Genomic DNA, 22,373 nt, shown 5'->3' on the forward strand with positions numbered 1-22,373 from the left:
CGGAATCCCTCCTTAAATTTACTTGCTTTTATCCTCGTTTAAACCCTTTTCCATTGCCTTCCAAGCTAACGTTGCACACTTAATTCTCGCTGGAAACTTCGTGACACCTTGTAGAGCTTCAATATCTCCTAAATCAAAAGATGAGTCATCATAATCTTTTCCAAGCATCATGTCTGAAAAAATTTGTGACATATCTAGTGCTTGCTTTGTTGACAAACCTTTAATTGCTTGTGTCATCATCGAGGCTGATGAAAGACTAATCGAGCAACCTTCTCCAACAAACTTGGCATCCACTACTCGATCTTCTTCCACCTTCATTTGAAGCTGAATTCGATCTCCGCAGGTTGGGTTATTCATGTTAATCGTTAATGATTCACCCTCAAACTCTCCACGGTTACGAGGATTTTTATAGTGATCCATAATCACTTGTCGATAAAGTGTATCTAAATTATTAGAAGACATCGCCAAAGTACTCCTTTGTTTTTACTAACCCTGTTGCGAGCGCGTCGACATCTGCCTTCGTATTATACAAGTAAAAGCTGGCACGAGCTGTCGCTGTTACATCTAGCCATTTCATTAATGGCTGAGCACAATGATGACCTGCTCTAACAGCAATTCCATCTGTATCTAAAACAGTCGCCACATCATGCGGATGAACATCATCTAAATTAAAGGTTACGACACCCGCTCTTTCCTTAGGGCCATAAATCGTTAATCCATCAATATCCGATAGTCTTTCCATAGCATAATGAGCTAATTCCTTTTCATGTCTTTCAATTTGATCGAGGCCAATCTCATTTAAGAAATCAATCGCTGCACCTAACCCAATTGCTCCAGCTATTATAGGTGTTCCACCTTCAAACTTCCATGGAAGCTCTTTCCATGTTGAGTCATACAAGCCAACAAAGTCGATCATCTCTCCGCCAAATTCTACCGGCTCCATTTTTTCCAAATGCTCTTTCTTTCCATAGAGTACGCCGATTCCTGTTGGTCCAACCATCTTATGACCTGAAAAAGCGAAAAAATCACAATCTAAATCTTGTACATCAATTTTTAGATGTGGAGTGCTTTGTGCACCATCTACAACCATAACGGCTCCATTACGGTGAGCAATCTTAGTTACTTCCTTAATTGGGTTAATGGTTCCCAAGACATTGGAGACATGCATCATCGCAACAATCTTTGTTTTCGCTGTGATTGTGGATTCAACATCTTTCAGATCTATTGTACCATCTTTTTGTAAAGGAATATATTTTAACGTCGCTCCAGTTGCTTTAGCAAGCTGCTGCCAAGGAATAATATTACTATGATGCTCCATAGGTGTTAGAACAATTTCGTCTCCTTCAGAAACATTTACTTTTCCATAGCTAGAGGCAATTAAATTGATCGCTGTAGTCGTACCACGCAAGAAAATAATTTCCTCTGTTGAAGAAGCTCCAATAAAAGATTGAACTTTTTCTCTTGACCCTTCATAGCCATCAGTTGCCATCGTACCTAAGGTGTGTACACCACGATGTACATTAGAATTATAACGATTGTAATAATCGTTTACCTTGTCTATAACAGCTAGTGGCTTTTGTGAAGTCGCTGCGCTGTCAAGATAAACAAGCTCGTTTCCGTTAACAGATTGATTAAGGATAGGAAACTGTTTTTTCAGCTCGAGAGCATCCATTACTTAACTTTCCTTTCGATTGCTTCACGCAAACGTTCTTTAACCGTATCAATCGGAAGCTCCTCTACAACTGGTGCCAAGAAGCCATGAACCACTAGACGTTCTGCTTCTTTACGAGTAATCCCTCTACTCATTAAATAAAACATTTGTAATGGGTCAATTCTTCCTACGGAAGCGGCGTGACCAGCTGTTACATCGTCTTCATCAATTAATAGGATTGGATTGGCGTCACCACGAGCTTTTTCGCTTAGCATCAATACACGCTCTGTTTGTTCTGCGTTTGATTTAGATGCTCCATGCTCAATTTTACCAATTCCATTAAAAATCATTGTTGCTTGGTCAAGCATGACACCATGCTTCAGAATTTGTCCATCTGAATGTTTGCCATGATGAATAATAGAAGTTGTAAAATTTTGCTTTTGATTTCCCGTTCCAACTGTAACCGTTTTGGCATCACCAGTAGAACCTTCACCAATAAGGTGAGTCGTGTTTTCAGAAACGGTATTACCATTATTCATTTGACCTAATGCCCATTCAACACGAGCATCACGACCTACATGTGCACGTCTTACAACATAAGTAGTGACATCATTCGATAAATGATCAACCGCTCCAAACGACACCTTTGAGCCAGCTTCTGCATAAACCTCTACAATAATATTAACGTTCCCTGCTTTTACCTCAGGAGAGACATAGTTTTCAACATACGTTACTTGACTATTCTCTTCGGCAACGACAATGACATGGTTAAAAAGTCCACCATTCTCCGTATCTAAAGAGAAGATAGCTTGTAAAGGTGCTTCAACTTGAACATTTTTTGGAACATAAACAAGCAAACCACCATTTAATAATGCTGCATGAAGAGCTGTTAAACGGTTTTCATTTACCGATACAGCCTCACTAAATAAAAACTTCTTCAAAACATCCTCATGCTTTGAAACCGCGGTAGCAAGATCAGTAAAAATGACTCCTTGTTCCTCTAACTCTTTTGCAATATGAGTATAAATAGATTGTCCATTTTGTTGAACATTTACGTTCTGGTTTTCATCATTACCCGTTAGCTCTTGTAATGGTTTTGGAAGCTTTGATAGCGATTCAACACTTTGAGCCTCTGCTAATTCCCGGTTAAATTCTGTAAAGTTCCATTTATTAATTTTAGTTTTATCAGGCTTAGGTAGCTCTAATGAATCTACAAGCTCTAAACCATTTAATCGAATGTCCTGCAACCATTGTGGCTCTTGACGTCCATTCGAGAATGCTTGAATTTGTTCTTTATCGAACCTATTTGTTGTCTCGATTGACATATTTACTCACCCTTTACTGTTCTTCATTTCCTAATCGTATTAACTTCACTGACTTTAAGCCTATCAATCAACAGAGTGATTATGCTTGATGATTAACAGTCTCGTCCTCAATGCCTAATTCTTCTTTAATCCAGTCATAGCCTTCTGCTTCTAGACGTTCAGCCAGTTCGGCCCCGCCAGATTTAACAATACGTCCTTGCATCATAACGTGGACTTTATCAGGAGTAATGTAATTTAATAATCGTTGGTAGTGAGTAATAATTAAACAACCGAATTCAGGGCTACGCATTTCATTTACACCTTTAGAAACGACTTTTAATGCATCGATATCTAGACCTGAATCAATTTCATCAAGGATTGCAATCTTCGGTTCTAGCATTAATAGTTGAAGAATTTCATTACGCTTCTTTTCTCCACCTGAGAACCCTTCATTTAAATAGCGCTGAGAGAATTCTGAATCCATTTCTAATACATCCATTTTTTCATCTAATTTACGGATGAATTTCATTAAAGAAATTTCATCACCTTCTTCACGCTTTGAGTTAATAGCTGAACGTAAAAAATCTGCATTCGTAATTCCGCTAATTTCACTTGGATATTGCATAGCTAAAAATAAACCAGCCTGTGCACGCTCATCAACTTCCATTTCTAGTACATCTTCACCGTTAAGGTGCACCGTTCCGCCAGTAATTTCATACTTAGGGTGACCCATTATAGCAGAAGCTAATGTAGATTTCCCTGTTCCGTTTGGTCCCATAATCGCGTGGATTTCTCCACCTTTAATTTCAAGGTTAAAATCTTTTAAGATTTGTTTCCCCTCTATAGATACTTCTAAATTTTCAATTTTTAAAAATGGTGCTGTCATGATTTTACCTCCATTTAATCGCGTAAACATCGCGTACATTTTGTTGTTCAATTATCAATCTATTATCATTCTAATTTTATAACAAATTTAATCTGAATTCAAGTTATGCAAAAAATCAAGAAAAGAAAGGAGAAATCATCGTTTCTAACTCTAAACAAAATGATTCATTCAATATTTTTTACTTTTTTTTCTCAATTAAAGCACTTATCTTTGAAAGTGGAAATCTACATTTTCTTTTGAACATGAGATGATTCTTTACTGATGTAGTTGAATACGGTGGGTTCTGAAATGATGGAAACGTGTTGTTATGAACGTTCATTAGACACTTCCCATAAAAAGAGAAGCAGAGTGATAAAGTTCACCCTGCTTTACTATAGTTTAAATGCTTATCCCTTTACTTGTCTAGTTGATTCGCGATTTTTTTACATTTTTCGTAATCTAATTCTCTTTCTCTTTCTACCTTTAGCTTCTTTTCAAGACTGTACTCATATTCTGCATAATTAATTCCATGTGATTGCTGTAAACCTTTTTCCATTTCCGGAGTAAAATTTCTTTGCAGTGAAATAATGAATCCATCCCTTCTTTTTCTTACATCATGATTTTATCATTTGGTATATTATCTAACAAACTTCATTAAAAAGAATGTGTATTCATATTTACCCGATATATAATCTGACAAAACTTCACCTTACCTTAACGGTAGATTGACAACGAATCCTTCATTATGATCGCTTATTGGACCCTTTATATCGTCTTGACTGCTGATTATTAGAGCTACCATTAGAGCTATCATTATCTTCATTCGATTGTTGGTTATTCGAATCATCATTATCTTCATTTGATTGTTGGTTATTTGAATCATCACTATCTTGATTAGATGGTTGATTGTTAGAATCATCGTTACCTTGTTTTGATTGATTATTGGAGTCAGGGTTATTATTTTCAAATTCAGATAACGTTTCTACAATAAGGGTAACTGCCTGACTAAAAGCAGAAGAACCAGTAAATACAATAGCAACCGCAACGGCTTCTAATACTTCCTGCTCCTTGCACCCTTCTTCTAAGCAATTTTTCGTGTGCGAAATCATACTATATTCATCATGCGCGACAACACTCGCACCTAAAGCAATTAGTTGTTTTTCTCTTGATGTTAGTTCTCCCTTATTAAAGCATTCATTTAAAAAATTCTTATATTTTTTTGTAACACCAGGAATCCTTTTCGATATTTTTTTCATACCCTCTTCATATTCTTGTAAAGCCATGACAATTGGACTTTCACTGTAATTACTCACATTCCATTCCTCCCGCTTTTAATCTTTTTTAGTATGAGTGTCAGAAGGAAATTTATACAAAAAAAAGACCGTATCAAAACTCACGAATAAATGATTATACCATTCTAGGTCCCCCGCCTGTTCGCTCCCCTAAGACACTTCGCGGTCCGGTGGGGTGGCGCCGAACTAACTTTTTTTTAAAAGTGGATTTCGACATGGCCACTATTTCCCACTGGAGTCTCCGTGTCTTCTGTCCGCTTACTTACGTCTTTCATAGGGAATTTATCCGTTCAAAAAACCCTCCTTTTTTCTAAAAAAAGGAGGGTTCCTAATTGGTTATTGATGTTTGTTACCAATACACATTTTACCTATATTCTCTAATGTGATGTTTTAAATGAGGTTTTGTCCAAGCCCTTTCAGTCTGAAACGATTATTCGTGTAAAGGAATAACAGCACCATTATATTGTTCTTCAATAAATTGAGTAACTTCTTCTGATTGTAAAACCTCTACTAATTTTAAGATAGCTTCATTATTTTCATCTTCTGAACGAACCACAATTAGATTTCCTTGTAGCTTCTCATCTGATTCGAACGCAATACCGTATTTTTCAATATCAACATTACCTTCTAAAGCATAGTTGGTATTAATAGCGATTGCATCTCCTTCACCATTTTCAAAAGAAGGTGCTAGCATTCTCGCTTCTACTTGAGTAGAACCAAATTGAAGATTTTTAGGGTTTGAAACAATGTTATCAACCGTTGCTAATTCACCCTCTGCAACGTCAAGCTCTATTAATCCTGCATCCTCAAAAATAGGTAGGATACGACCATGGTCACTAATAGAATCACTAAAGATGATTTCTGCACCTTCAGGAAGTTCATCTAAGCTTGTATATTCTTGAGAATATATCCCGATTGGCTCTGCATGGATAGAACCCACACTAACAAAATCAAAATTTTCATTATCAGCAAGCTGTTGTGCTAAATATCCCGGTGTTTGGAAATAGTTTACATCAATTTCTCCAGATTCAAGTGTTGTATTCGGTAGAATATAATCTTGGAATACTTGGATTTCAATGTCAATTCCTTCCTCTAGCAATAAAGGCTTGGCAAATTCAAGTACCTCTGCATGAGGAACGGCTGTAGCTCCTACAACTAAAGATTGGACCTCTTCAGTTGCTTCACCTTCTCCATCATCATCCGTGCCTGTTGCTTGTTCATCGTCATTACTATCACTTGTTCCGCAAGCTACCAAGCTTGCTGTTAGAGCTAACGCTCCTATCGTACGCAAAAATTTCTTCATTTTTTCCTCTCCCTCTCTTATCTTTTATCTAATTTATTTGTTATAAAGTCGCCAATTGCTTGAAAGATAAATACGACAATCAAAATAGCGACTGTTGCAACTAACATCATAGCTGAATTATTTCGCTGAAAGCCTTCTAAATAAGCTAAATACCCTAAACCACCAGCTCCAATATATCCTGCCATTGCTGTAAAGCTTATTAAAGATATACTTGTCACTGTGATGCCTGAGACTAAAGCAGGCATTGATTCTGGCAGTAAAACCTTACGAATAATTTGCCAGTTCGAAGCTCCCATTGACTGGGAAGCTTCTATCACACCTTTATCTATCTCTCTTAAAGCAATTTCTACCATTCTTGCATAAAATGGTGCAGCACCAATGATTAATGTAGGTAATGCTGCATTGGCACCCAATATCGTACCAACGAGAACTCGAGTAACTGGAATGAGTAATACGATTAAGATAATAAAAGGAATAGAACGGAATATATTTACAACGGTTGCGATAATCCCATTAATGATGCTATTTTCCCACATATTTCCTTTACTCGTAAGATATAAAATAAGTCCGAGAATTAAACCAAGTATAAAGGTGGCTGTAATAGAGATAGAAGTCATATAAAGTGTCTCTACCGTGGCGTCCCAAAGCATGTCCCACTTAACATCTGCTAAAAATTCCTTAAACATGCTCAATCACCTCCAGCTCAACTTGCTCCTGGCGTATGAATTGAACAGCTTTTTCGATTTCAGGTTCCTCTCCTCTTAAATGAATAAAAAGAGTACCATATGAGCTTTCTAATGTTTTCGATATTTTACCTTGAAGAATGTTAACCTCTATATTAAATTTACGAATTAACTCTGTTATTAACGGTCGCTCTGCATCTTTCCCAACAAAGGTCAGCCTTACGACCTTTCCTTCCTCGCTGTTTTGTAACCATTGAGCAAGCGATTCCTTCGTTTCCTCGGGCTCTATAATTTGTTTAACAAATTCCTTGGTCATGTTTTGCTGAGGATGCCTAAATACATCTAAGACTGGACCTTGCTCGACAATTTTCCCTTGCTCCATGACAGCAACTTGATGACAAATTTTACGGATAACATGCATTTCGTGTGTAATCAGAATGACTGTTAGCCCTAATTTTTGATTAATACTTACTAATAGATCAAGGATAGAGTCTGTTGTCTTTGGATCAAGTGCTGAAGTAGCTTCATCACAAAGGAGAACCTTCGGATTATTGGCTAACGCTCTAGCAATGCCGACGCGCTGCTTTTGACCTCCACTCAATTGAGATGGATAGCTCCCATCTCTACCTTCTAATCCTACTAATGAAATTAATTCCCGAACTCGTTCGCCCCTTTTTTCTTTAGGAACTCCTGCAATTTCTAAAGGGAATTCAATATTTTCAAAAACAGTACGAGACCATAGCAGATTAAAATGCTGAAAAATCATACCTATTTCCTGGCGGGCCTTTCTTAACTCTTTTTTTGAAAGTTTGGACAGTTCTTTTCCCGCTATTACTACTTCACCATGGGTTGGGCGCTCTAACATATTCAGCATTCGAATTAAAGTACTCTTTCCCGCACCACTATATCCGATAATACCAAAGATTTCCCCTTCATTAATCTGAAGATTTACCTTATCAACTGCATGTACAGAGCCATCCTTTGTTGAAAAAATCTTTTGGATGTCACTTAGTGTAATCACTTTCGTTCCTCCTGACTCCTTACTTTAAATACCCGTATATAAAGACTTTATTTTTTCTTTTTATATACTAAAAAAAGACCTTCACATCTTTTTTAGATGGAAAAAGGTCTTTTACCTTCATCTCATCTTTCAAAGCTTATGCTTTGCAGGATTTAGCACCACTTTTAACGGTTGCCGGGTTTCATCGGGCCAGTCCCTCCACCTCTCTCGATAAGAGATATATTTACGAGTTTAAAATTGTTTGTGTCATCTTACCATGATGTTAAAAATTCTGTCAACCCTTTTACGACTATTTTTATCAGAATTATCGGATAAGAATTAATTATTGAAATATAGTACCAATATTTATCGCCAACTATCCTCAATATAAGAATCAATTTGCTCAGGATTTGGGTTTTCATAATGATAAATATGGTCAGCCTCAAAAACAAATCCCTTTTCCATATTATGAGTTAAACCTTGTTCATTTTCGATAACCTCACCTATTTTTCTTTCTCCTAAATATAAATTCAATTGACCTTCTTCATATTTGCCCTTAACCTTACTTGTTATGTTTATTTTTTCTAATTTCATTTGAATTAAATGCTCTCAAGAGCTCTCCTTTTTATTTTTTATAAATTCTTTTATTATATTAAAAAGTGGTTGTGCGCTTCCACTTTTACCCTTTCAGTGTTGCGACCCTGCTTACGGGTGAAAAGAACGCTCCTTTTCACCACTCTTCTGCTTCAACTCTCTTTTCCGGCCAATAGAACGGCTCCTTTTGACTCTCCCAAGGCCGTGGCTCTGATTATGGTCGAATAGAACGCTCCTTTTGACCACTTCCCACCGCTTGTGCTCTCATTTCGGTCGAAAGGAGGGGCTGTTTTTTCGAACCTTCTCTCACTTTCGTCCGATAACAAATTCCTTCGTCCCATTTCCAACTATCTACTTCCACTTTCATCGAACAGAGTCTTTTTCATGCTTCAACCATCTCATGCCGAGTGGGGTTATTTATAAAATAACCAATAATAAAGGGGACATGCAAAAAATCCAAATTCCCTTAATCATTTTAAAATTTACCAATTATATTTCTAAATAAAAGGCTAAGTTTAAGAAGTTTTTTGTCTTTTTTAATCACTCACCATTTCCCTTTATAATTTAGTAGCTATACATACTACTCTCATTATTTCTCATACAAAAAAGCCTATCGATTGTCTCATACTTGAGAGTTCTCAATAGGCTAAAATGCTCTGGTTAGAGCCTTCGTTATTACATTCTATAGCTTTCTTTTCAGTAAGCTGTAATTAGATTAATCTTCTTTAATCATTTCTTGATATTGCTCAGCCGTCATTAATTTTTCTAATTCAGACTGATCACTTGGTTCAATAACAATCATCCATGCTTTTTCATATGGAGATTCGTTTACAAACTCTGGAGAGTCATCTAAATCTTCGTTAATTTCTACTACTTTTCCACTTAATGGTGCGTATAATTCAGAAACCGTTTTAACGGACTCTACACTTCCAAAAGGCTCGTCCGCTTCAATAGAATCTCCTACCTCAGGTAATTCTACAAAAACGATGTCTCCTAACTCTGATTGAGCAAAGTCTGTAATGCCGACGCGTACTTTGTCTCCTTCAACCTTTACCCATTCATGCTCTTCTGAATATTTAAAATCCTTTGGTAAATTGCTCATTAATCAAAACCTCCACAAACCATCATATGTATTTAGCTTTTGCTTACTTACCACTATACCTTTTTTTAAAGCAAATGAAAATCCTTACTTTAGCTTTTCCAAGTTTGTTCAAATTCTGCTTCTTTAAATCCTACAGTGACTCTTGTCCCATCCGTTGTAATCGGGCGTTTAATCAGCATTCCATCTGTTGCTAATAAAGCAAGTTGGTCTTCTTCATTCATCTCTTTTAGTTTATCCTTTAAGCCTAACTCACGGTATTTTTGTCCACTAGTATTAAAAAATTTCTTGAGCTCTAATCCACTTTTTACGTACAATTCCTTAAGCTCTTTTTTGGATGGAGGTTCTTCTACAATATGGATAGAATTCACATCAACCCCTGCCTCATCCAGCCATTTTTTTGCTTTTCGACAGGTTCCACATTTTGGGTAATGATAAAAAGTTACGCTCATATTCCTCTCTCCTTTTCATTCTTTTTATTCATTATTACGGTTTTCTTTATTTCTCACAAGTAGTTTGCCCTCATTTTCTCAAAACGAAACGTTTCACCTTGTTTAAAAGAGTACTTTAAAAAGTCTTTTAACATGAAGGCAGAACTCTATAAATGTTACGTATCGGGCTTTCGCTTCCCCAGTACCCGTGTCTGTGTTTTAGCACCCATCTTACTTTTAAAAATGGAACTCAGCATCGCCAACTCATCACGCAGTTACGGAATTTCATAAAGGTTCTTCTAATATAATATGGTCCTCTTTCTTTCAAAAGAAGAATCGTCATGTGTATCTGCACTCATTACATATCATTTCACTTGTTAGAACAGTCTTTGACTCAGCCTCACTATGCTCAAAAAATTGTGGGTAAGACCATCCGGCGATGATCTTACCCACTGTTCTTTTATGGTTAGATGCTTACCCTTTATTGAATGAGGATTTGTGCGAGCACTCTTTTTTTCGAGATGATATCTATTGGTTCGACTTTAAGAAGCTTTCTCACGATGGCAAGCATCGTTCTTACCCCATCTCCTTCTTCTAAAGCAATCAAAGCCTCCTTTGCCTTAGTTTCGATTTTATTCAGAGCTAAATGACCATAGATTTCGGTCATTAATATTTCTTTTTTGGCACTTTCCTCACCTGTTTTTTCAATTATTTTTTTAGTTCTTTTTAGTGAAGATTCTAATTGGTATATGTCGATCACTATATCGGCTAAATGCGCAAGTAATTCTTGCTCCTTTTGTAAATTTGTACCGTGTTTTTGTGCACTTGAGCCTGCTACCATTAAGAATAGCTTTTTAAAATTTTTGACCAATTCAGTTTCTCTCTCAAGAATTTTCCCTTCAAATGGCTTTGGCATGAACATCAAAAGTTCACTTTGTAATTGCTGAGCAGATTCCATTAAAGGAAGTTCTCCCTTTAGTGCTTTACGTAAAATCGTTCCTGGAATTAACAATCTATTTATTTCATTTGTGCCTTCAAAAATTCGATTTATGCGCGAATCTCTATATATTCTCTCTACCTCATATTCTGTCATAAATCCATATCCACCATGAATTTGAACGGCTTCATCGACCACATAATCAAGCATTTCAGATCCGGCAATTTTAATAATCGAGCATTCTACTGCATATTCCGCAATCGCTTGTGCTATTAGCTGTCCTTCTCCACTATCCTCAATAGCAGACAGCCTTTGTTCAAATAAACCACCTGTTCGATAAGCGGCACTTTCCGTAACATAAATTAAACTAGCCATGTTTGCTAATTTCTCCTGTACTAATGGGAAATTAACAATTGCAGTTTTAAATTGTTTTCTTTCTTTTGCATACTCAAGCGCTAATTTTAGGGCTCTTTTTGCACCTCCTAAACAACCAACCCCTAACTTATAACGACCGATATTTAAAATATTAAACGCAATTAAATGACCCTTACCAATCTCACCTAACACATTTTCAACTGGCACCTTAGCATTGTCTAAAATCAATGTACGTGTTGAAGAGCCCTTAATTCCCATTTTCTTTTCTTCCGGTCCGACCGAAACCCCTTCGAAATCCCGCTCTACAATAAAAGCGGTAAATTTTTCACCGTCAACCTTAGCATATACAATAAAAATATCAGCAAATCCAGCATTCGTAATCCATTGCTTTTCACCACTTAATAGGTAATGTGTTTGCTCCTCATTTAATACTGCTTTCGTTCTAGCTCCTAATGCATCAGAGCCGGATCCAGGCTCTGTCAAAGCATAGGCAGCAATTTTCTCTCCTGAAGCTAAATCCGGTAAGTACACTTGCTTTTGACGCTCATCTCCAAAAAATACGATAGGGAGAGATCCAATTCCGACATGTGCTCCATGAGTTAAACCAAACCCACCTACTCGAGCAATCTTTTCAGTAATTAATGATGAGCTTAATTTATCTAGTGCCATTCCTCCGAATTTTTCAGGAACATCTGCCGCTAATAATCCAAGCTCTCCGGCTTTTTTTAGTAGTTGAACAGAGTATTCAAAATGATGTTCTTCTATTTGATCAATAACAGGTGTCACTTCTTTATCAATAAATTGATCAACCATTTTTCCAATAGCCATTTGATCACTAGTAAAATCTTCTGGAGTATACATAAAAAACTCTGACTCATCCTCTAATAAAAAACCTGCTCCTCTTGGTGAACGCTCGTTTTCCATCATACTTCCACCCTTCTTTTCTTAACTTAAATCAATTCAAAAACCGCTGCAGCACCCATTCCCCCGCCAATACACATAGAGACCACACCATATTGAATCTGCTTTCTTCTCATTTCATGTATTAAGCTTAAAGTGAGCTTCGTTCCTGTACAGCCTAGTGGATGACCTAGGGCAATCGCTCCTCCATTTACATTGACTTTTGTTGAATCAATTTCCAAGCTTCGAATCACTTGAAGAGCCTGTGCTGCAAAGGCCTCATTTATCTCAAACAAACCTATATCTTTTGTCGTTAAATGAGCTAAAGAAAGGGCTTTGGGAATTGCTTTAATAGGACCAATCCCCATGACCTCAGGAGCACAGCCTGTTACAGCAAACGATTTAAACTTTACAAAAGGTTTTAACCCCTTTGCCTCGGCCTCTTCTTTTTCCATCATTAGAACAGAAGCTGCTCCATCACTCATTTGTGAAGAGTTCCCTGCTGTAACAGTTCCATTAACATGAAAGGCTGGCTTTAAGTTACTCAAGCCTTTTATTGATGTATCCTTTCTTACCCCTTCATCTTCTTCAAAAAGATAACTTGTTTCCTTCAATCGATGGTCAATTACCGATCGTTTTATCACTTTAATAGGAACAATTTCTTCTTTAAAAGCTCCATTCTTTAAAGCCTGCACAGCCTTTTGATGACTTTCTAAAGCGAATTGATCCTGATCTTGTCGCGAAACACTGAATTGCTTCGCTACCTCTTCAGCGGTTAAGCCCATATTCATGTAATATTCCGAACGCTTCTCAGCTAATTCCACATTAGCTGAAATGACATGCCCTCCCATCGGAATACAGCTCATAGATTCTACACCACCAGAAATGATGGCTGTCGCCTGCCCTGTCATGATTCTTTCCGCTGCATAAGCGATACTTTGTAGTCCTGAAGCACAATAACGATTGATGGTAATAGCAGGCACTGAATCCGGTAAACCTGCTAAAAGGCCAATCGTTCTAGCAACGTTCATCCCTTGTTCAGCTTCCGGATTTGCGCAACCTACGATGAGATCATCTATTTGTTCCAAATCAGAAACATAAGCTCTTTTTAACGTTTCTCTTACGCTTATCGCAGCAAAGTCGTCTGGCCTCATTTCAGCCAAAGAGCCTCTTTTTGCCTTTCCGACGGGAGTTCTAGCTCCACTTACAATCACTGCTTCCTTCAAAGGAATCACCTCATTTAATTACGTAATGGTTTTTTCTTTAAAAGCATGTGCTGCATTCTTTGTTGGGTTTTTGGTTCTCCTACTAAGCTTAAGAATGCTTCTCTCTCAATATCTAATAAGTATTCTTCATCTACAACGCTGCCTTTTGGTACTCTGCCTCCTGCGATAACAAATGCTAGCTTCTTAGCAATTTTTAAATCATGGTCACTTATTTTACCCGCTTTATGAAGCATACTAGCTCCCACCAGCATCGTTGCATAGCCGCTTTCACCAGCAACCGGAATACCTTTTTTTAGTGGTGGCTGATAGCCTTGATTCCACAAACGAATCGCTTTTTGTTTGCTTGTTTCAATCATTTCGTCTCGATTCATAATTACATCATCTTGCTCACCTAAATAGTGAAGTTCTTTTGCTTCTAGAGCAGAAGTAGATACTTTAGCTAGGGCTATTTTTTCAAATGTTTGATTTGCTGCATTTTGTATGTCGATCGAGGTTAATGATTTTTTTGACGGTAAATGTCGTAAATATAACTCTTTGTTTCCTCCACCACCTGGGATTATTCCTACTCCCGTTTCCACTAATCCCATATAGGTTTCAAAAGAGGCTTGAATACTTGCAGCGGGCAAGCTCATCTCTACTCCACCACCTAAGTTCATACCAAATACCCCAACAACAATCGGCCTTTTCGAATATCTAATTTGTGACATCGATCGTTGAAATAATTGAATAATATGATCAATTTCATCGTAATTTTCGCTTTGAGCTTCTAACAAAATCATTAGTAAATTGGCTCCGACACAGAAGTTTTTACCTGAATGACTAATAACAAGCCCCTTATAATTAGTCTCCACTTCTTTTACTGATTTCTGAATCATATCAATGACATCTAGACCAATTGCTTGATTTTGTGAATGAAGCTGTAAAAAGGCAACATCATCTTCTATTTCAATAAGGCTTGCTCCGGTATTACCGATGATTTTTTTGTTGTTTGATAACAGTGAGGTACGATAACAATCAGATTGGGATGCTATCTCCATATATGTGTTAGATTGAGGCTCATAGTATTGGTTGTCTTGATAGAAATGCTTATGATTTAATGAAACCATCTCTTCGATCCAATTCGGAATTTGAAATTCAGATTCCTTCATTTTATCTAACGTTTTCTCCAAGCCTAACATCTCCCATATTTCAAAAGGTCCAGCTTCCCATCCAAATCCTGCCTTCATTGCCGTATCTATGGAGTATAAATTTTCAGCAATTTCTTCTTTTTTATCTGCAGCATATAATAGAACTCTCGCTATAACTGTCCATAAAAATTGTGCTTGCTCTTCATTTTGCTCGAAAATAAATTCAAGTCTTTCTTTTAAGTTTCTTATTTGTTTCGCTTTATTTATTAAAGGGGTTGTTTGCTTTTCTGCTTTTTCATAGGTCATGGTTTGAGGATTTAAGCTTAAAATCTCACTTTTGTATTCAGTTTTCACTTTTTGGTAAAAGCCTTTTCCTGCCTTTTGACCTATCGCTCCAGAGTGAATAAGCTCTTCCATAAAACGAGGTAATTTAAACAGTTCTTTTTCCTGTTCATCTAATTGACTAAATAACGTATCGGAGACAAAAGCAAAGGTATCAATCCCAACAACATCTAATGTTCTAAATGTTGCACTTTTGGGTCTGCCGATTAATGGTCCCGTTAATTGATCAACTTCTTGAATCGTTAATCCTTTTTCCAGCATTTCTTTCACGGTTAAAAGTAAGCCAAAGGTACCGATACGATTCGCAATAAAGTTCGGGGAATCCTTTGCAATCACTACCGTTTTTCCTAATCGCTCTTCTGAAAACGCTCTCATATTTTCGATCATACTTTTGGATGTTTTCGTATTTGGTATCATTTCCACTAACTTTAGATATCGAGGTGGGTTAAAAAAATGAATTCCTAAAAACCTTTCCTTAAATGAATCTGAACAGTCTGCTACCATTTGCTCAATCGATAAACCTGAGGTATTAGAACTGACAACACAGCTTGTTTTTTTGAGCCCCTCTATTTTTTTTAATAACTCTTTTTTCACCTCTAACTTCTCAACGACCGCTTCAATAATCCAATCTACTTCGCTTAATTTCGATAAATCACTTTCTAAATTACAGGCTTGAATGTAATTTACGGACTCTAATGAACCTAGTGGTGCCGGCTTCTGTTTTTTTAAATTCTCTATTGCCTTTAAAGACAAACGATTTCTCACTATTTCACTATTTAATGTTAAACCTAAATTCTTTTCGTGCTCGGTTCGTTTTGTAGGAGCCAGCTCAAATAAATAAGTTATAATTCCAGCATTAGCTAATAAAGCAGCAATTTGCGAACCCATGACGCCTGCTCCTATTACCGCTGCACGATTAATTTGTATATCCATTCATAATCCTCCTTTTATTGGGATAAAGGATGGTACGTTCCAATAAAAACTTCCTTCACTTTTCCATATGCGAAAAAGAGGATAATCATGCTTATAAAAATGGTTTACAATTATTAACGCTTATAAATTTTAATCTTTTTCAAATGCTAATAATGTAACCGTCTATACGGTTCACTTTTTTTGAGGGGGAGTTAAGGATGCAACAGCAAAATAACATGCAACAATCTTTCGAAGTACAATCTCAAACTCAAGCTCAGCCATTAGCTTATCAAGAACCTCCGCAAGTATTGTCCGTCAAGGACTCGCTTTATATTTCGGATATGTTATCTTGGAATTTGGATGCCATGAAAAAAGCTCATTTCTACGCAGAGCAATGCCAAGATATAGAAATTAAGCAGGCGTTAGAAACTGCAGGAAGAATGCACCAAAAGCATTATGACAGCATACTTTCTCATTTTCAAAATCAGCAGCAAAATCAAAATTCGACTATTCAACAGCATTAAAAACAACCGCTTAATACTCTATATGCGAAGAATGTAGGAGGAATTATTATGGGATCAAAAATTCAAAATCCTGAAATGCCAATTGCAAAAACTCCGCAAATGTCTGAGAGAGATTTTATTACGGATCAGCTCTCTACCGAGAAGTACCTTTGCCAATCTTATGTGACGGCTGCTACGGAAGCGAGTCATCAATCTCTTTCAGAGACGATTACGCAAGTCGCACATGAAACGTTGGATTGTCAGAGAAATTTGTATGAGGTTATGTTTAGAAAAGGATTTTATAGCTACGATACGGCTGAAGCACAAAGCATTCAACAATCTTACCAACAGTTCTCAGGTTATAAGAACCAATTTCCTTACCAATAATTTTGTATCCTTTAAACCCAATGAAGACGAGAGCTACGGCTTCTCGTCTTCTGTTCATTCGCTCATTTTAATAATGCTAGACCAGAATCTGTTTCTTGTAATTTAATAAAAATTGGTCTTTCATTTGGCGATTTATTTGGACTATGAATGGTCAACATTAATTCACCCGTTAATGTCTTAAAAACCATGCCATGACCTCCATCCTTAGCAAAAAGTGGTAGCGGATTGTGTTCCCAAGGTCCTTCAATATGTCCTGAATTTGAGCGAGCCGTACCTATTGTATAGCCTGTATCAGAATGACTGGACCATAACAACAGTAATTCTCCATTCTCAGTCGTATATAGATATGGTCCATCGGTTACATACACTCCATCATTTACCGCATTGGTCCACTTAGCATCAGCAGCATTAATAAGTAAAATAGGTTCAGAAATGGTTTCTCGCAAATCCTCACTTAATTTTTGAGCATATATTTTACCTTCTGTTATTTGAAGCCATTCGTGACAATAGATAATCCAGGGTTTTTCCTCACCATCGATGTAAAGAGTCCCATCTAAACATTCCCACTCTCTTGGAGTAATCGGTTCCTCTGTTATCGGTTGATAAGGGCCTAACGGAAGGTCAGATTTCAATATTTGTGTCCCTCTGCATTTGTCCTCAGATTTGAAGGATGCGAACATATAGTATGAACCCCGATAATAATGAACCTCTGGAGCCCAAAAATGTCGGTCTGCCCAAAAATCATCCTGTGGTTTAAATACATCATAAGGGCCTTCCCAATTCTCTAAATCCTTACTTTGATAAGCCTGAAATCCGTATGCTTCACCACTCCACACATTTTCATCAGTTGTCCCATACAAATAATAGATTTGATTACTTTTATCCACATATACAAATGGATCTCTAATTCGAATATCTTGACTTCTTAACAAAAATCTTCACCTCTAATTTGGTCGTATAATTTTTCCTTCTTATAGATTACTTCAGCAAATCCAGCCTCCAGCAATCTTCTGTAAGATGTTTGCCTGATAAATAAGACTGCTTACTCTGCATTATTTCAAAACCGAAATTTTCATACACTTTCCTTGCTGCTGTTAGTTCAGAATTGGTCCATAGAATGATGGAAGAGATGTTTTTTTCAGTTGCAAAAGTAATCGCCTTTGAAATTAATTGATTGCCAATCCCTTTTCCCCTTAACAATGGTTCTAATAACAAATAACGAATCTGAGCTTTATTTTGATTCATTTTCTAAAGCTATCGAGCCCTTCGGTTGACCATGATGCTCATAAATCCAAATTTGCGCATATTGATTATGCATTTTTTGGACCGTTCCTATTAAACTAGTTTGAAGAAAACGAATAAATGATTCATCCTATTGGTATTCTGCATGATAAATGACAGCTTGTGATTCGATGATAAAATCAAAGTCTTCTTGTTGATACTCTCTAATCAATGGTTCAGCTCCCATCTTATCTTATCGTATCCACTATGCTTCACATGAGCTCCATTTTATTGTACCTATAAATTCTTGAAAATCATACGATCCGTTAATGATTAATATTTATTTTTTATAAAAACGGATTCAATCATTGACATTCTTCCATTTAAGTCGGTATTATATATCTAAATGATATATATCAAAAAGATATAGAGGGTGTTTCAATGCCAAAAGAAAATCATACTAAATATGCCATATTAGGTTTGCTTACAACTAGCTGTCGCTCTGGTTATAGCATCAAAAAAATGATTGATACTAGCTTAAATCATTTTTGGAAAATAAGTTATGGACAAGTGTATCCTACTCTTAAAACTCTAGTTCAAGAAGGCTTAGCAGAAGTGGACAACACAAATGATTTAGATAAAAAGGAATATTCAATTACAGAAAAAGGAAAACAAGAGCTCACAAATTGGCTACAGCTTCCTGTTGAGAAGCTTTCAGTAGAAAAAAATGAACTTTTATTAAAGCTATTTTTTAGTAGTCAGCTTGAAAGTCAGTCATCTACTTTCTTACAGCTTGAAACGTACGAGAAAAAGCTTCACGAACGATTAGAAGTTTATAGAAACATCCAATCCTCGATTGAGACATATTCTGCTCACGAACAAGATGCCATGTATTGGCTTATTACATTGGATTACGGAATTAAAACCACTCTTGCACAAATTGAATGGTGTAGCTGTACACAGGAAAAAATCAAAAAGGGGGTAAAGACGAATGAGTAAAATTTTTGACGGAAGATTTACAGCTGATCACCACGAGAAGCTAACGGTATTTATGATTGGTATGCGCATTAATAAATGGTGGAAAATCCATAAGTGGTGGCCAGTATTTGTTGCAATGCCTCCTATGATAAGAGAGCTATCGGTCAATAAACAATTAGGGTGTCTCTCAATGGAAAGCTTTTTTGGACTAAGAACGTCTTTTCTTTTACAATATTGGCGCTCTGAAGAAGAATTATTGGCTTATGCAAAAGATGGTACTCATTTAAAAGCTTGGAAGCGATTCAACCAGCTTGTCAGGAATAATGATGCTGTTGGTATTTATCACGAGACATACCTGATAGATAAGGGGCAAAATGAATCACTCTATTATAATATGCCTGCTTTTGGACTGGGAAAAGCGTCAAAAGCTATTCCTGTTACCCCTTCTTTAAACACGGCTAGACAGAGATTGCAATCACGTTAATCGTTTTTCCTCTATTTTAAGCTGAGGAACCATTAGAGGTAAGGTGCTCCGTCTTTTCGCTCCTCAAAGACAACGCGCGTCGTCAGATGAGGTATCGCCAAACTAATTTTTTCAAAAGTGGATTTTGCAAGGGCTACTACCTCAATCGCCAGGTTTCATATAAAAAAAGAGGACCTCCATCTTAATTAAAGAAGGGAGGTCCTAGTCATTACATGACAAATCAATTTAACATTTCTCTTTATTCAATCATTTAAAAACAGGTTCTCTTCCAACAGCAAGGTGTATGAAAATTGAGTTTCTCATACACCTTAGAGCTTTCTTTATGATGACAAAGCTTCTGTTAGTGGAGGAACAATTTGTTTCTTTCTTGATACAACACCATTTAGAAGAGCTGTACTATTATCTAATGTTACGTTAAAAGCTTTTTCAACAGCTGGAGCTTGACTTCCAAGTGCTAAAACAACGGAATTATTCTCTAAAATATCGGTTACGACCAAAACAAATAAATCTAATTTCTTATCAGCAATTAGCTCGGTTAAAACAGGCTCGATTTCAGCTTGGCGGGCGATGACCTCATTCGTATCTACCGTATTCACTTGAGCGACTTCTACCTTAAATTCACCCATCGAAAATTCTTTTGCATCAATCGTTATTAATTGCTGTACGGTTTTAGTAGTCGTATCTGCACCCGCTTTTAACATGTCTAGACCGTACTGATTTAAATCAACATCGGCTATTTGAGCAAGCTCTTTTGCAGCTGCTACATCTTCTTCTGTGCACGTTGGAGATTTAAATAATAAGGAATCGGAAACAATCGCAGACAGCATAAGACCTGCAATATCCTTTTCAATCTCTACAGCTTTTTCTTTGTAAATTTTTAATAATATAGTTGCTGTACAGCCAACAGGCTCTGCTCGATAATATAAAGGGTCCGCTGTTTCAAAATTAGCGATACGGTGATGATCAATCACTTCTAAAACACGAACATCCTTAATATCTGAAGCACTTTGTTGGAACTCATTATGATCAACGAGAATGACTTCATTCGTTTCATTTGATACGGTTTCAACAAGTCTAGGTGGGTCAGCAGAGAAAGTTTTTAGTGCATATTCCGTTTCCCCATTAATTTCACCAAGTCGAACTGCCTCTGCCTTGATTCCTAATTGATTCTTTAAATGTGCATAAGCAATAGCTGAGCAAATCGTATCTGTATCTGGATTTTTATGACCAAAAATTAATACATTAGACATAATCTCTCTCCTTTATAACGATATCTTTTTTATCTATTTAGATTTTAACATGTCTTGTCTTATTTTTACACGTATGATTGAATCCATTTCATCATTCATATCTTATAATGAAAACGGAACGATTAGGTTTTTGATTTTCACTTTAGGTAGATGCTTTCCCAAGGGCTTGTCTTCAGCTAACTCTGACTACGCAGAGCTTCGCCAGAGTTTTTGATTTTCACTTTAGGTAGATGCTTTCCCAAGGGCTTGTCTTCAGCTAACTCTGACTACGCAGAGCTTCGCCAGAGTGGATCTTCAGACTGCGCTGTTCCTTTGGGAGTCCCTACCTACCGTTTCAATCATCGAGTGAATTCGCAAACATTCAGTACATTTTTATAATGAAAACCGAGCGGTTAGGTTTTTGATTTTCACTTTAGGTAGATGCTTTCCCAAGGGCTTGTCTTCAGCTAACTCTAACTACGCAGAGCTTCGCGAGAGTGGATCTTCAGACTGCGCTGATCCTTTGGGAGTCCCTACCTACCGTTTCAATCATCGAGTGAATTCGCAAACATTCAGTACATTTTTATAATGAAAACCGAACGATTAGGTTTTTGATTTTCACTTTAGGTAGGTGCTTTCCCAAGGGCTTGTCTTCAGCTAACTCTGACTACGCAGAGCTTCGCCAGAGTGGATCTTCAGACTGCGCTGATCCTTTGGGAGTCCCTACCTACCGTTTCAATCAACAAGTTAATTCACAAACGTTTAAAACATATTTCATAAGAAACGTTCGCTTTTATTCGTTTATAGAGCAATTATGAAATTCACTCGATTATATAGGAAAACTCAGAATTCTAAAATTGGTCCATTTAGTTGTGACATTTTTATAGACCAATAAAATGATTTTATTTTTCCCATTTAGCTTGTAAAAGGCTTCTACTATTTTCCAATTTGCTAAAGAGTTTTTCAATGTTCGATTCAACCAAAATAAGTTCACGATAGTCCTCACGCATAAATCCTTCTTCTATTGTGTGGTCGAGCATCTTTAGAAGCGGATCATAGAATCCATTAATATTTAGAAAGGCACAGGGCTTCTGATGATAGCCCAATTGGGCCCAAGTAAAGACCTCAAACCATTCTTCTAGTGTTCCAGCACCGCCAGGCAAAGCAACAAAAGCATCCGAAAGATCAGCCATTTTTGCTTTTCTTTCATGCATCGTTTTAACAACATGAAGCTCCGTTAATCCTAAATGAGCAAGCTCAACATTTTTTAATTTTTCTGGAATGACCCCTATTACTTCTCCGTTATTCTGTAGAGCAGAATCAGCTATTGCTCCCATGCACCCTACTTGAGCTCCCCCATATACAAGAGTTCTCTCACTTTGGGCAATTGCTTTTCCAAGCTCCTTAGCCATATCCATATAAATTGGACTATTTCCTACACTAGAGCCACAAAACACAGCAATACTTTTGATTTTTTCCATGTTGTACATTCTCCTCTACTATCCTTAAGTCATTACATTTAATAGGTGA

General features: G+C 36.9%; 24 protein-coding genes and 1 riboswitch. Of the genes, 4 read left to right on the plus strand and 20 right to left on the minus strand.

Features of this window, described 5'->3' with window-relative positions:
- Positions 1-18 precede the first annotated feature (18 nt).
- The 16 genes from sufU to AZF04_RS05400 form a co-directional block, all read right to left on the minus strand.
- The gene (gene sufU / locus AZF04_RS05330; RefSeq protein ID WP_045482951.1) at positions 19-462 is read right to left on the minus strand and encodes a Fe-S cluster assembly sulfur transfer protein SufU; all 444 of its coding nucleotides are present in this window, start codon (positions 460-462) and stop codon (positions 19-21) included.
- Positions 452-1,672 carry a cysteine desulfurase gene (locus AZF04_RS05335; protein WP_061947861.1) on the minus strand — a complete coding sequence of 407 codons (1,221 nt, stop codon included), beginning with the start codon at positions 1,670-1,672 and terminating at the stop codon, positions 452-454. The genes sufU and AZF04_RS05335 overlap by 11 nt, the downstream gene beginning before the upstream one ends.
- Positions 1,672-2,976 (minus strand): Fe-S cluster assembly protein SufD, encoded by a 1,305-nt coding sequence (gene sufD / locus AZF04_RS05340; protein WP_061947862.1) that lies wholly within the window; start codon positions 2,974-2,976, stop codon positions 1,672-1,674. Before sufD ends, AZF04_RS05335 begins: the two co-directional genes overlap by 1 nt.
- Positions 2,977-3,055: 79 nt before the next feature.
- The gene (gene sufC, locus AZF04_RS05345) at positions 3,056-3,841 is read right to left on the minus strand and encodes a Fe-S cluster assembly ATPase SufC (RefSeq protein WP_045482958.1); all 786 of its coding nucleotides are present in this window, start codon (positions 3,839-3,841) and stop codon (positions 3,056-3,058) included.
- A 394-nt stretch (positions 3,842-4,235) separates the two neighbouring features.
- A complete protein-coding gene (locus AZF04_RS21380; RefSeq protein WP_169802511.1) occupies positions 4,236-4,376 on the minus strand; it encodes a hypothetical protein in 141 nt (46 codons plus the stop codon).
- A 187-nt stretch (positions 4,377-4,563) separates the two neighbouring features.
- Positions 4,564-5,133: a carboxymuconolactone decarboxylase family protein gene (locus AZF04_RS21885; protein WP_064504064.1), complete on the minus strand. Its 570-nt coding sequence runs from the start codon at positions 5,131-5,133 to the stop codon at positions 4,564-4,566.
- A gap of 409 nt (positions 5,134-5,542) precedes the next feature.
- The gene (locus AZF04_RS05355) at positions 5,543-6,415 is read right to left on the minus strand and encodes a MetQ/NlpA family ABC transporter substrate-binding protein (RefSeq protein WP_061947863.1); all 873 of its coding nucleotides are present in this window, start codon (positions 6,413-6,415) and stop codon (positions 5,543-5,545) included.
- Between the two features lie 17 nt (positions 6,416-6,432).
- Positions 6,433-7,101: a methionine ABC transporter permease gene (locus AZF04_RS05360; RefSeq protein WP_061947864.1), complete on the minus strand. Its 669-nt coding sequence runs from the start codon at positions 7,099-7,101 to the stop codon at positions 6,433-6,435.
- A complete protein-coding gene (locus tag AZF04_RS05365; protein ID WP_061947865.1) occupies positions 7,094-8,119 on the minus strand; it encodes a methionine ABC transporter ATP-binding protein in 1,026 nt (341 codons plus the stop codon). The genes AZF04_RS05360 and AZF04_RS05365 overlap by 8 nt, the downstream gene beginning before the upstream one ends.
- Positions 8,120-8,238: 119 nt before the next feature.
- A riboswitch (SAM riboswitch) is annotated at positions 8,239-8,336 on the minus strand.
- A gap of 128 nt (positions 8,337-8,464) precedes the next feature.
- Positions 8,465-8,692, minus strand: coding sequence for a DUF2553 family protein (locus tag AZF04_RS05370; RefSeq protein WP_045482972.1), 228 nt, complete (start codon positions 8,690-8,692; stop codon positions 8,465-8,467).
- Positions 8,693-8,906: 214 nt separating this feature from the next.
- Complete coding sequence (locus tag AZF04_RS21110) at positions 8,907-9,059, minus strand: hypothetical protein (RefSeq protein WP_156479512.1); 153 nt, start codon at positions 9,057-9,059, stop codon at positions 8,907-8,909.
- 348 nt (positions 9,060-9,407) lie between these two features.
- Positions 9,408-9,794: a glycine cleavage system protein GcvH gene (gene gcvH, locus AZF04_RS05380; protein WP_061947867.1), complete on the minus strand. Its 387-nt coding sequence runs from the start codon at positions 9,792-9,794 to the stop codon at positions 9,408-9,410.
- Positions 9,795-9,883: 89 nt separating this feature from the next.
- Positions 9,884-10,243, minus strand: coding sequence for an arsenate reductase family protein (locus tag AZF04_RS05385; RefSeq protein ID WP_045488926.1), 360 nt, complete (start codon positions 10,241-10,243; stop codon positions 9,884-9,886).
- Positions 10,244-10,703: 460 nt separating this feature from the next.
- Entirely contained in the window at positions 10,704-12,461 is a 1,758-nt protein-coding gene (locus AZF04_RS05390) for an acyl-CoA dehydrogenase family protein (protein ID WP_153017220.1), read from the minus strand.
- Positions 12,462-12,484: 23 nt separating this feature from the next.
- On the minus strand, positions 12,485-13,660 hold the full coding sequence (locus AZF04_RS05395; RefSeq protein ID WP_061947869.1) for an acetyl-CoA C-acetyltransferase: 1,176 nt from the start codon (positions 13,658-13,660) through the stop codon (positions 12,485-12,487).
- Positions 13,661-13,674: 14 nt separating this feature from the next.
- Entirely contained in the window at positions 13,675-16,062 is a 2,388-nt protein-coding gene (locus tag AZF04_RS05400; protein WP_061947870.1) for a 3-hydroxyacyl-CoA dehydrogenase/enoyl-CoA hydratase family protein, read from the minus strand.
- A 197-nt stretch (positions 16,063-16,259) separates the two neighbouring features.
- On the opposite strand from AZF04_RS05400, the gene AZF04_RS05405 reads away from it, so the two are divergent.
- Both AZF04_RS05405 and AZF04_RS05410 read left to right on the plus strand, forming a co-directional pair.
- Positions 16,260-16,565: a hypothetical protein gene (locus tag AZF04_RS05405; RefSeq protein WP_061947871.1), complete on the plus strand. Its 306-nt coding sequence runs from the start codon at positions 16,260-16,262 to the stop codon at positions 16,563-16,565.
- Between the two features lie 48 nt (positions 16,566-16,613).
- Positions 16,614-16,931: a spore coat protein gene (locus tag AZF04_RS05410; RefSeq protein WP_061947872.1), complete on the plus strand. Its 318-nt coding sequence runs from the start codon at positions 16,614-16,616 to the stop codon at positions 16,929-16,931.
- 62 nt (positions 16,932-16,993) lie between these two features.
- On the opposite strand, the gene AZF04_RS05415 is transcribed toward AZF04_RS05410, so the two are convergent.
- Together AZF04_RS05415 and AZF04_RS05420 are read right to left on the minus strand one after the other, a co-directional pair.
- Complete coding sequence (locus tag AZF04_RS05415) at positions 16,994-17,863, minus strand: glycoside hydrolase family 43 protein (RefSeq protein ID WP_061947873.1); 870 nt, start codon at positions 17,861-17,863, stop codon at positions 16,994-16,996.
- Positions 17,864-17,909: 46 nt separating this feature from the next.
- A complete protein-coding gene (locus tag AZF04_RS05420) occupies positions 17,910-18,176 on the minus strand; it encodes a GNAT family N-acetyltransferase (RefSeq protein ID WP_061947874.1) in 267 nt (88 codons plus the stop codon).
- A gap of 417 nt (positions 18,177-18,593) precedes the next feature.
- Here AZF04_RS05420 and AZF04_RS05425 point away from each other — a divergent pair, with 417 nt between their 5' ends.
- Positions 18,594-19,151 carry a PadR family transcriptional regulator gene (locus tag AZF04_RS05425; protein ID WP_061947875.1) on the plus strand — a complete coding sequence of 186 codons (558 nt, stop codon included), beginning with the start codon at positions 18,594-18,596 and terminating at the stop codon, positions 19,149-19,151.
- On the plus strand, positions 19,144-19,614 hold the full coding sequence (locus AZF04_RS05430; protein WP_061947876.1) for a DUF4188 domain-containing protein: 471 nt from the start codon (positions 19,144-19,146) through the stop codon (positions 19,612-19,614). Before AZF04_RS05425 ends, AZF04_RS05430 begins: the two co-directional genes overlap by 8 nt.
- Before the next feature lie 320 nt (positions 19,615-19,934).
- On the opposite strand, the gene AZF04_RS05435 is transcribed toward AZF04_RS05430, so the two are convergent.
- Complete coding sequence (locus AZF04_RS05435; protein WP_061947877.1) at positions 19,935-20,864, minus strand: manganese-dependent inorganic pyrophosphatase; 930 nt, start codon at positions 20,862-20,864, stop codon at positions 19,935-19,937.
- An 881-nt stretch (positions 20,865-21,745) separates the two neighbouring features.
- Positions 21,746-22,315 (minus strand): LOG family protein, encoded by a 570-nt coding sequence (locus AZF04_RS05440; protein ID WP_061947881.1) that lies wholly within the window; start codon positions 22,313-22,315, stop codon positions 21,746-21,748.
- Positions 22,316-22,373: the final 58 nt, after the last annotated feature.

It is taken from the genome of Alkalihalobacillus trypoxylicola (assembly GCF_001590785.1).
Classification (GTDB): Bacteria; Bacillota; Bacilli; order Bacillales; family Bacillaceae_D; genus Alkalihalobacillus; species Alkalihalobacillus trypoxylicola.

Bases quoted from the DNA above. Each gene is read 5' to 3' on its own strand.
- sufU (WP_045482951.1), bottom strand. From the start codon at position 462: ATGTCTTCTAATAATTTAGATACACTTTATCGACAAGTGATTATGGAT.
- AZF04_RS05335 (WP_061947861.1), bottom strand. From the start codon at position 1,672: ATGGATGCTCTCGAGCTGAAAAAACAGTTTCCTATCCTTAATCAATCT.
- sufD (WP_061947862.1), bottom strand. From the start codon at position 2,976: ATGTCAATCGAGACAACAAATAGGTTCGATAAAGAACAAATTCAAGCA.
- sufC (WP_045482958.1), bottom strand. From the start codon at position 3,841: ATGACAGCACCATTTTTAAAAATTGAAAATTTAGAAGTATCTATAGAG.
- AZF04_RS21380 (WP_169802511.1), bottom strand. From the start codon at position 4,376: ATGGAAAAAGGTTTACAGCAATCACATGGAATTAATTATGCAGAATAT.
- AZF04_RS05355 (WP_061947863.1), bottom strand. From the start codon at position 6,415: ATGAAGAAATTTTTGCGTACGATAGGAGCGTTAGCTCTAACAGCAAGC.
- AZF04_RS05360 (WP_061947864.1), bottom strand. From the start codon at position 7,101: ATGTTTAAGGAATTTTTAGCAGATGTTAAGTGGGACATGCTTTGGGAC.
- AZF04_RS05370 (WP_045482972.1), bottom strand. From the start codon at position 8,692: ATGAAATTAGAAAAAATAAACATAACAAGTAAGGTTAAGGGCAAATAT.
- AZF04_RS21110 (WP_156479512.1), bottom strand. From the start codon at position 9,059: ATGAAAGTGGAAGTAGATAGTTGGAAATGGGACGAAGGAATTTGTTAT.
- gcvH (WP_061947867.1), bottom strand. From the start codon at position 9,794: ATGAGCAATTTACCAAAGGATTTTAAATATTCAGAAGAGCATGAATGG.
- AZF04_RS05385 (WP_045488926.1), bottom strand. From the start codon at position 10,243: ATGAGCGTAACTTTTTATCATTACCCAAAATGTGGAACCTGTCGAAAA.
- AZF04_RS05390 (WP_153017220.1), bottom strand. From the start codon at position 12,461: ATGATGGAAAACGAGCGTTCACCAAGAGGAGCAGGTTTTTTATTAGAG.
- AZF04_RS05400 (WP_061947870.1), bottom strand. From the start codon at position 16,062: ATGGATATACAAATTAATCGTGCAGCGGTAATAGGAGCAGGCGTCATG.
- AZF04_RS05405 (WP_061947871.1), top strand. From the start codon at position 16,260: ATGCAACAGCAAAATAACATGCAACAATCTTTCGAAGTACAATCTCAA.
- AZF04_RS05410 (WP_061947872.1), top strand. From the start codon at position 16,614: ATGGGATCAAAAATTCAAAATCCTGAAATGCCAATTGCAAAAACTCCG.
- AZF04_RS05420 (WP_061947874.1), bottom strand. From the start codon at position 18,176: ATGAATCAAAATAAAGCTCAGATTCGTTATTTGTTATTAGAACCATTG.
- AZF04_RS05425 (WP_061947875.1), top strand. From the start codon at position 18,594: ATGCCAAAAGAAAATCATACTAAATATGCCATATTAGGTTTGCTTACA.
- AZF04_RS05430 (WP_061947876.1), top strand. From the start codon at position 19,144: ATGAGTAAAATTTTTGACGGAAGATTTACAGCTGATCACCACGAGAAG.
- AZF04_RS05435 (WP_061947877.1), bottom strand. From the start codon at position 20,864: ATGTCTAATGTATTAATTTTTGGTCATAAAAATCCAGATACAGATACG.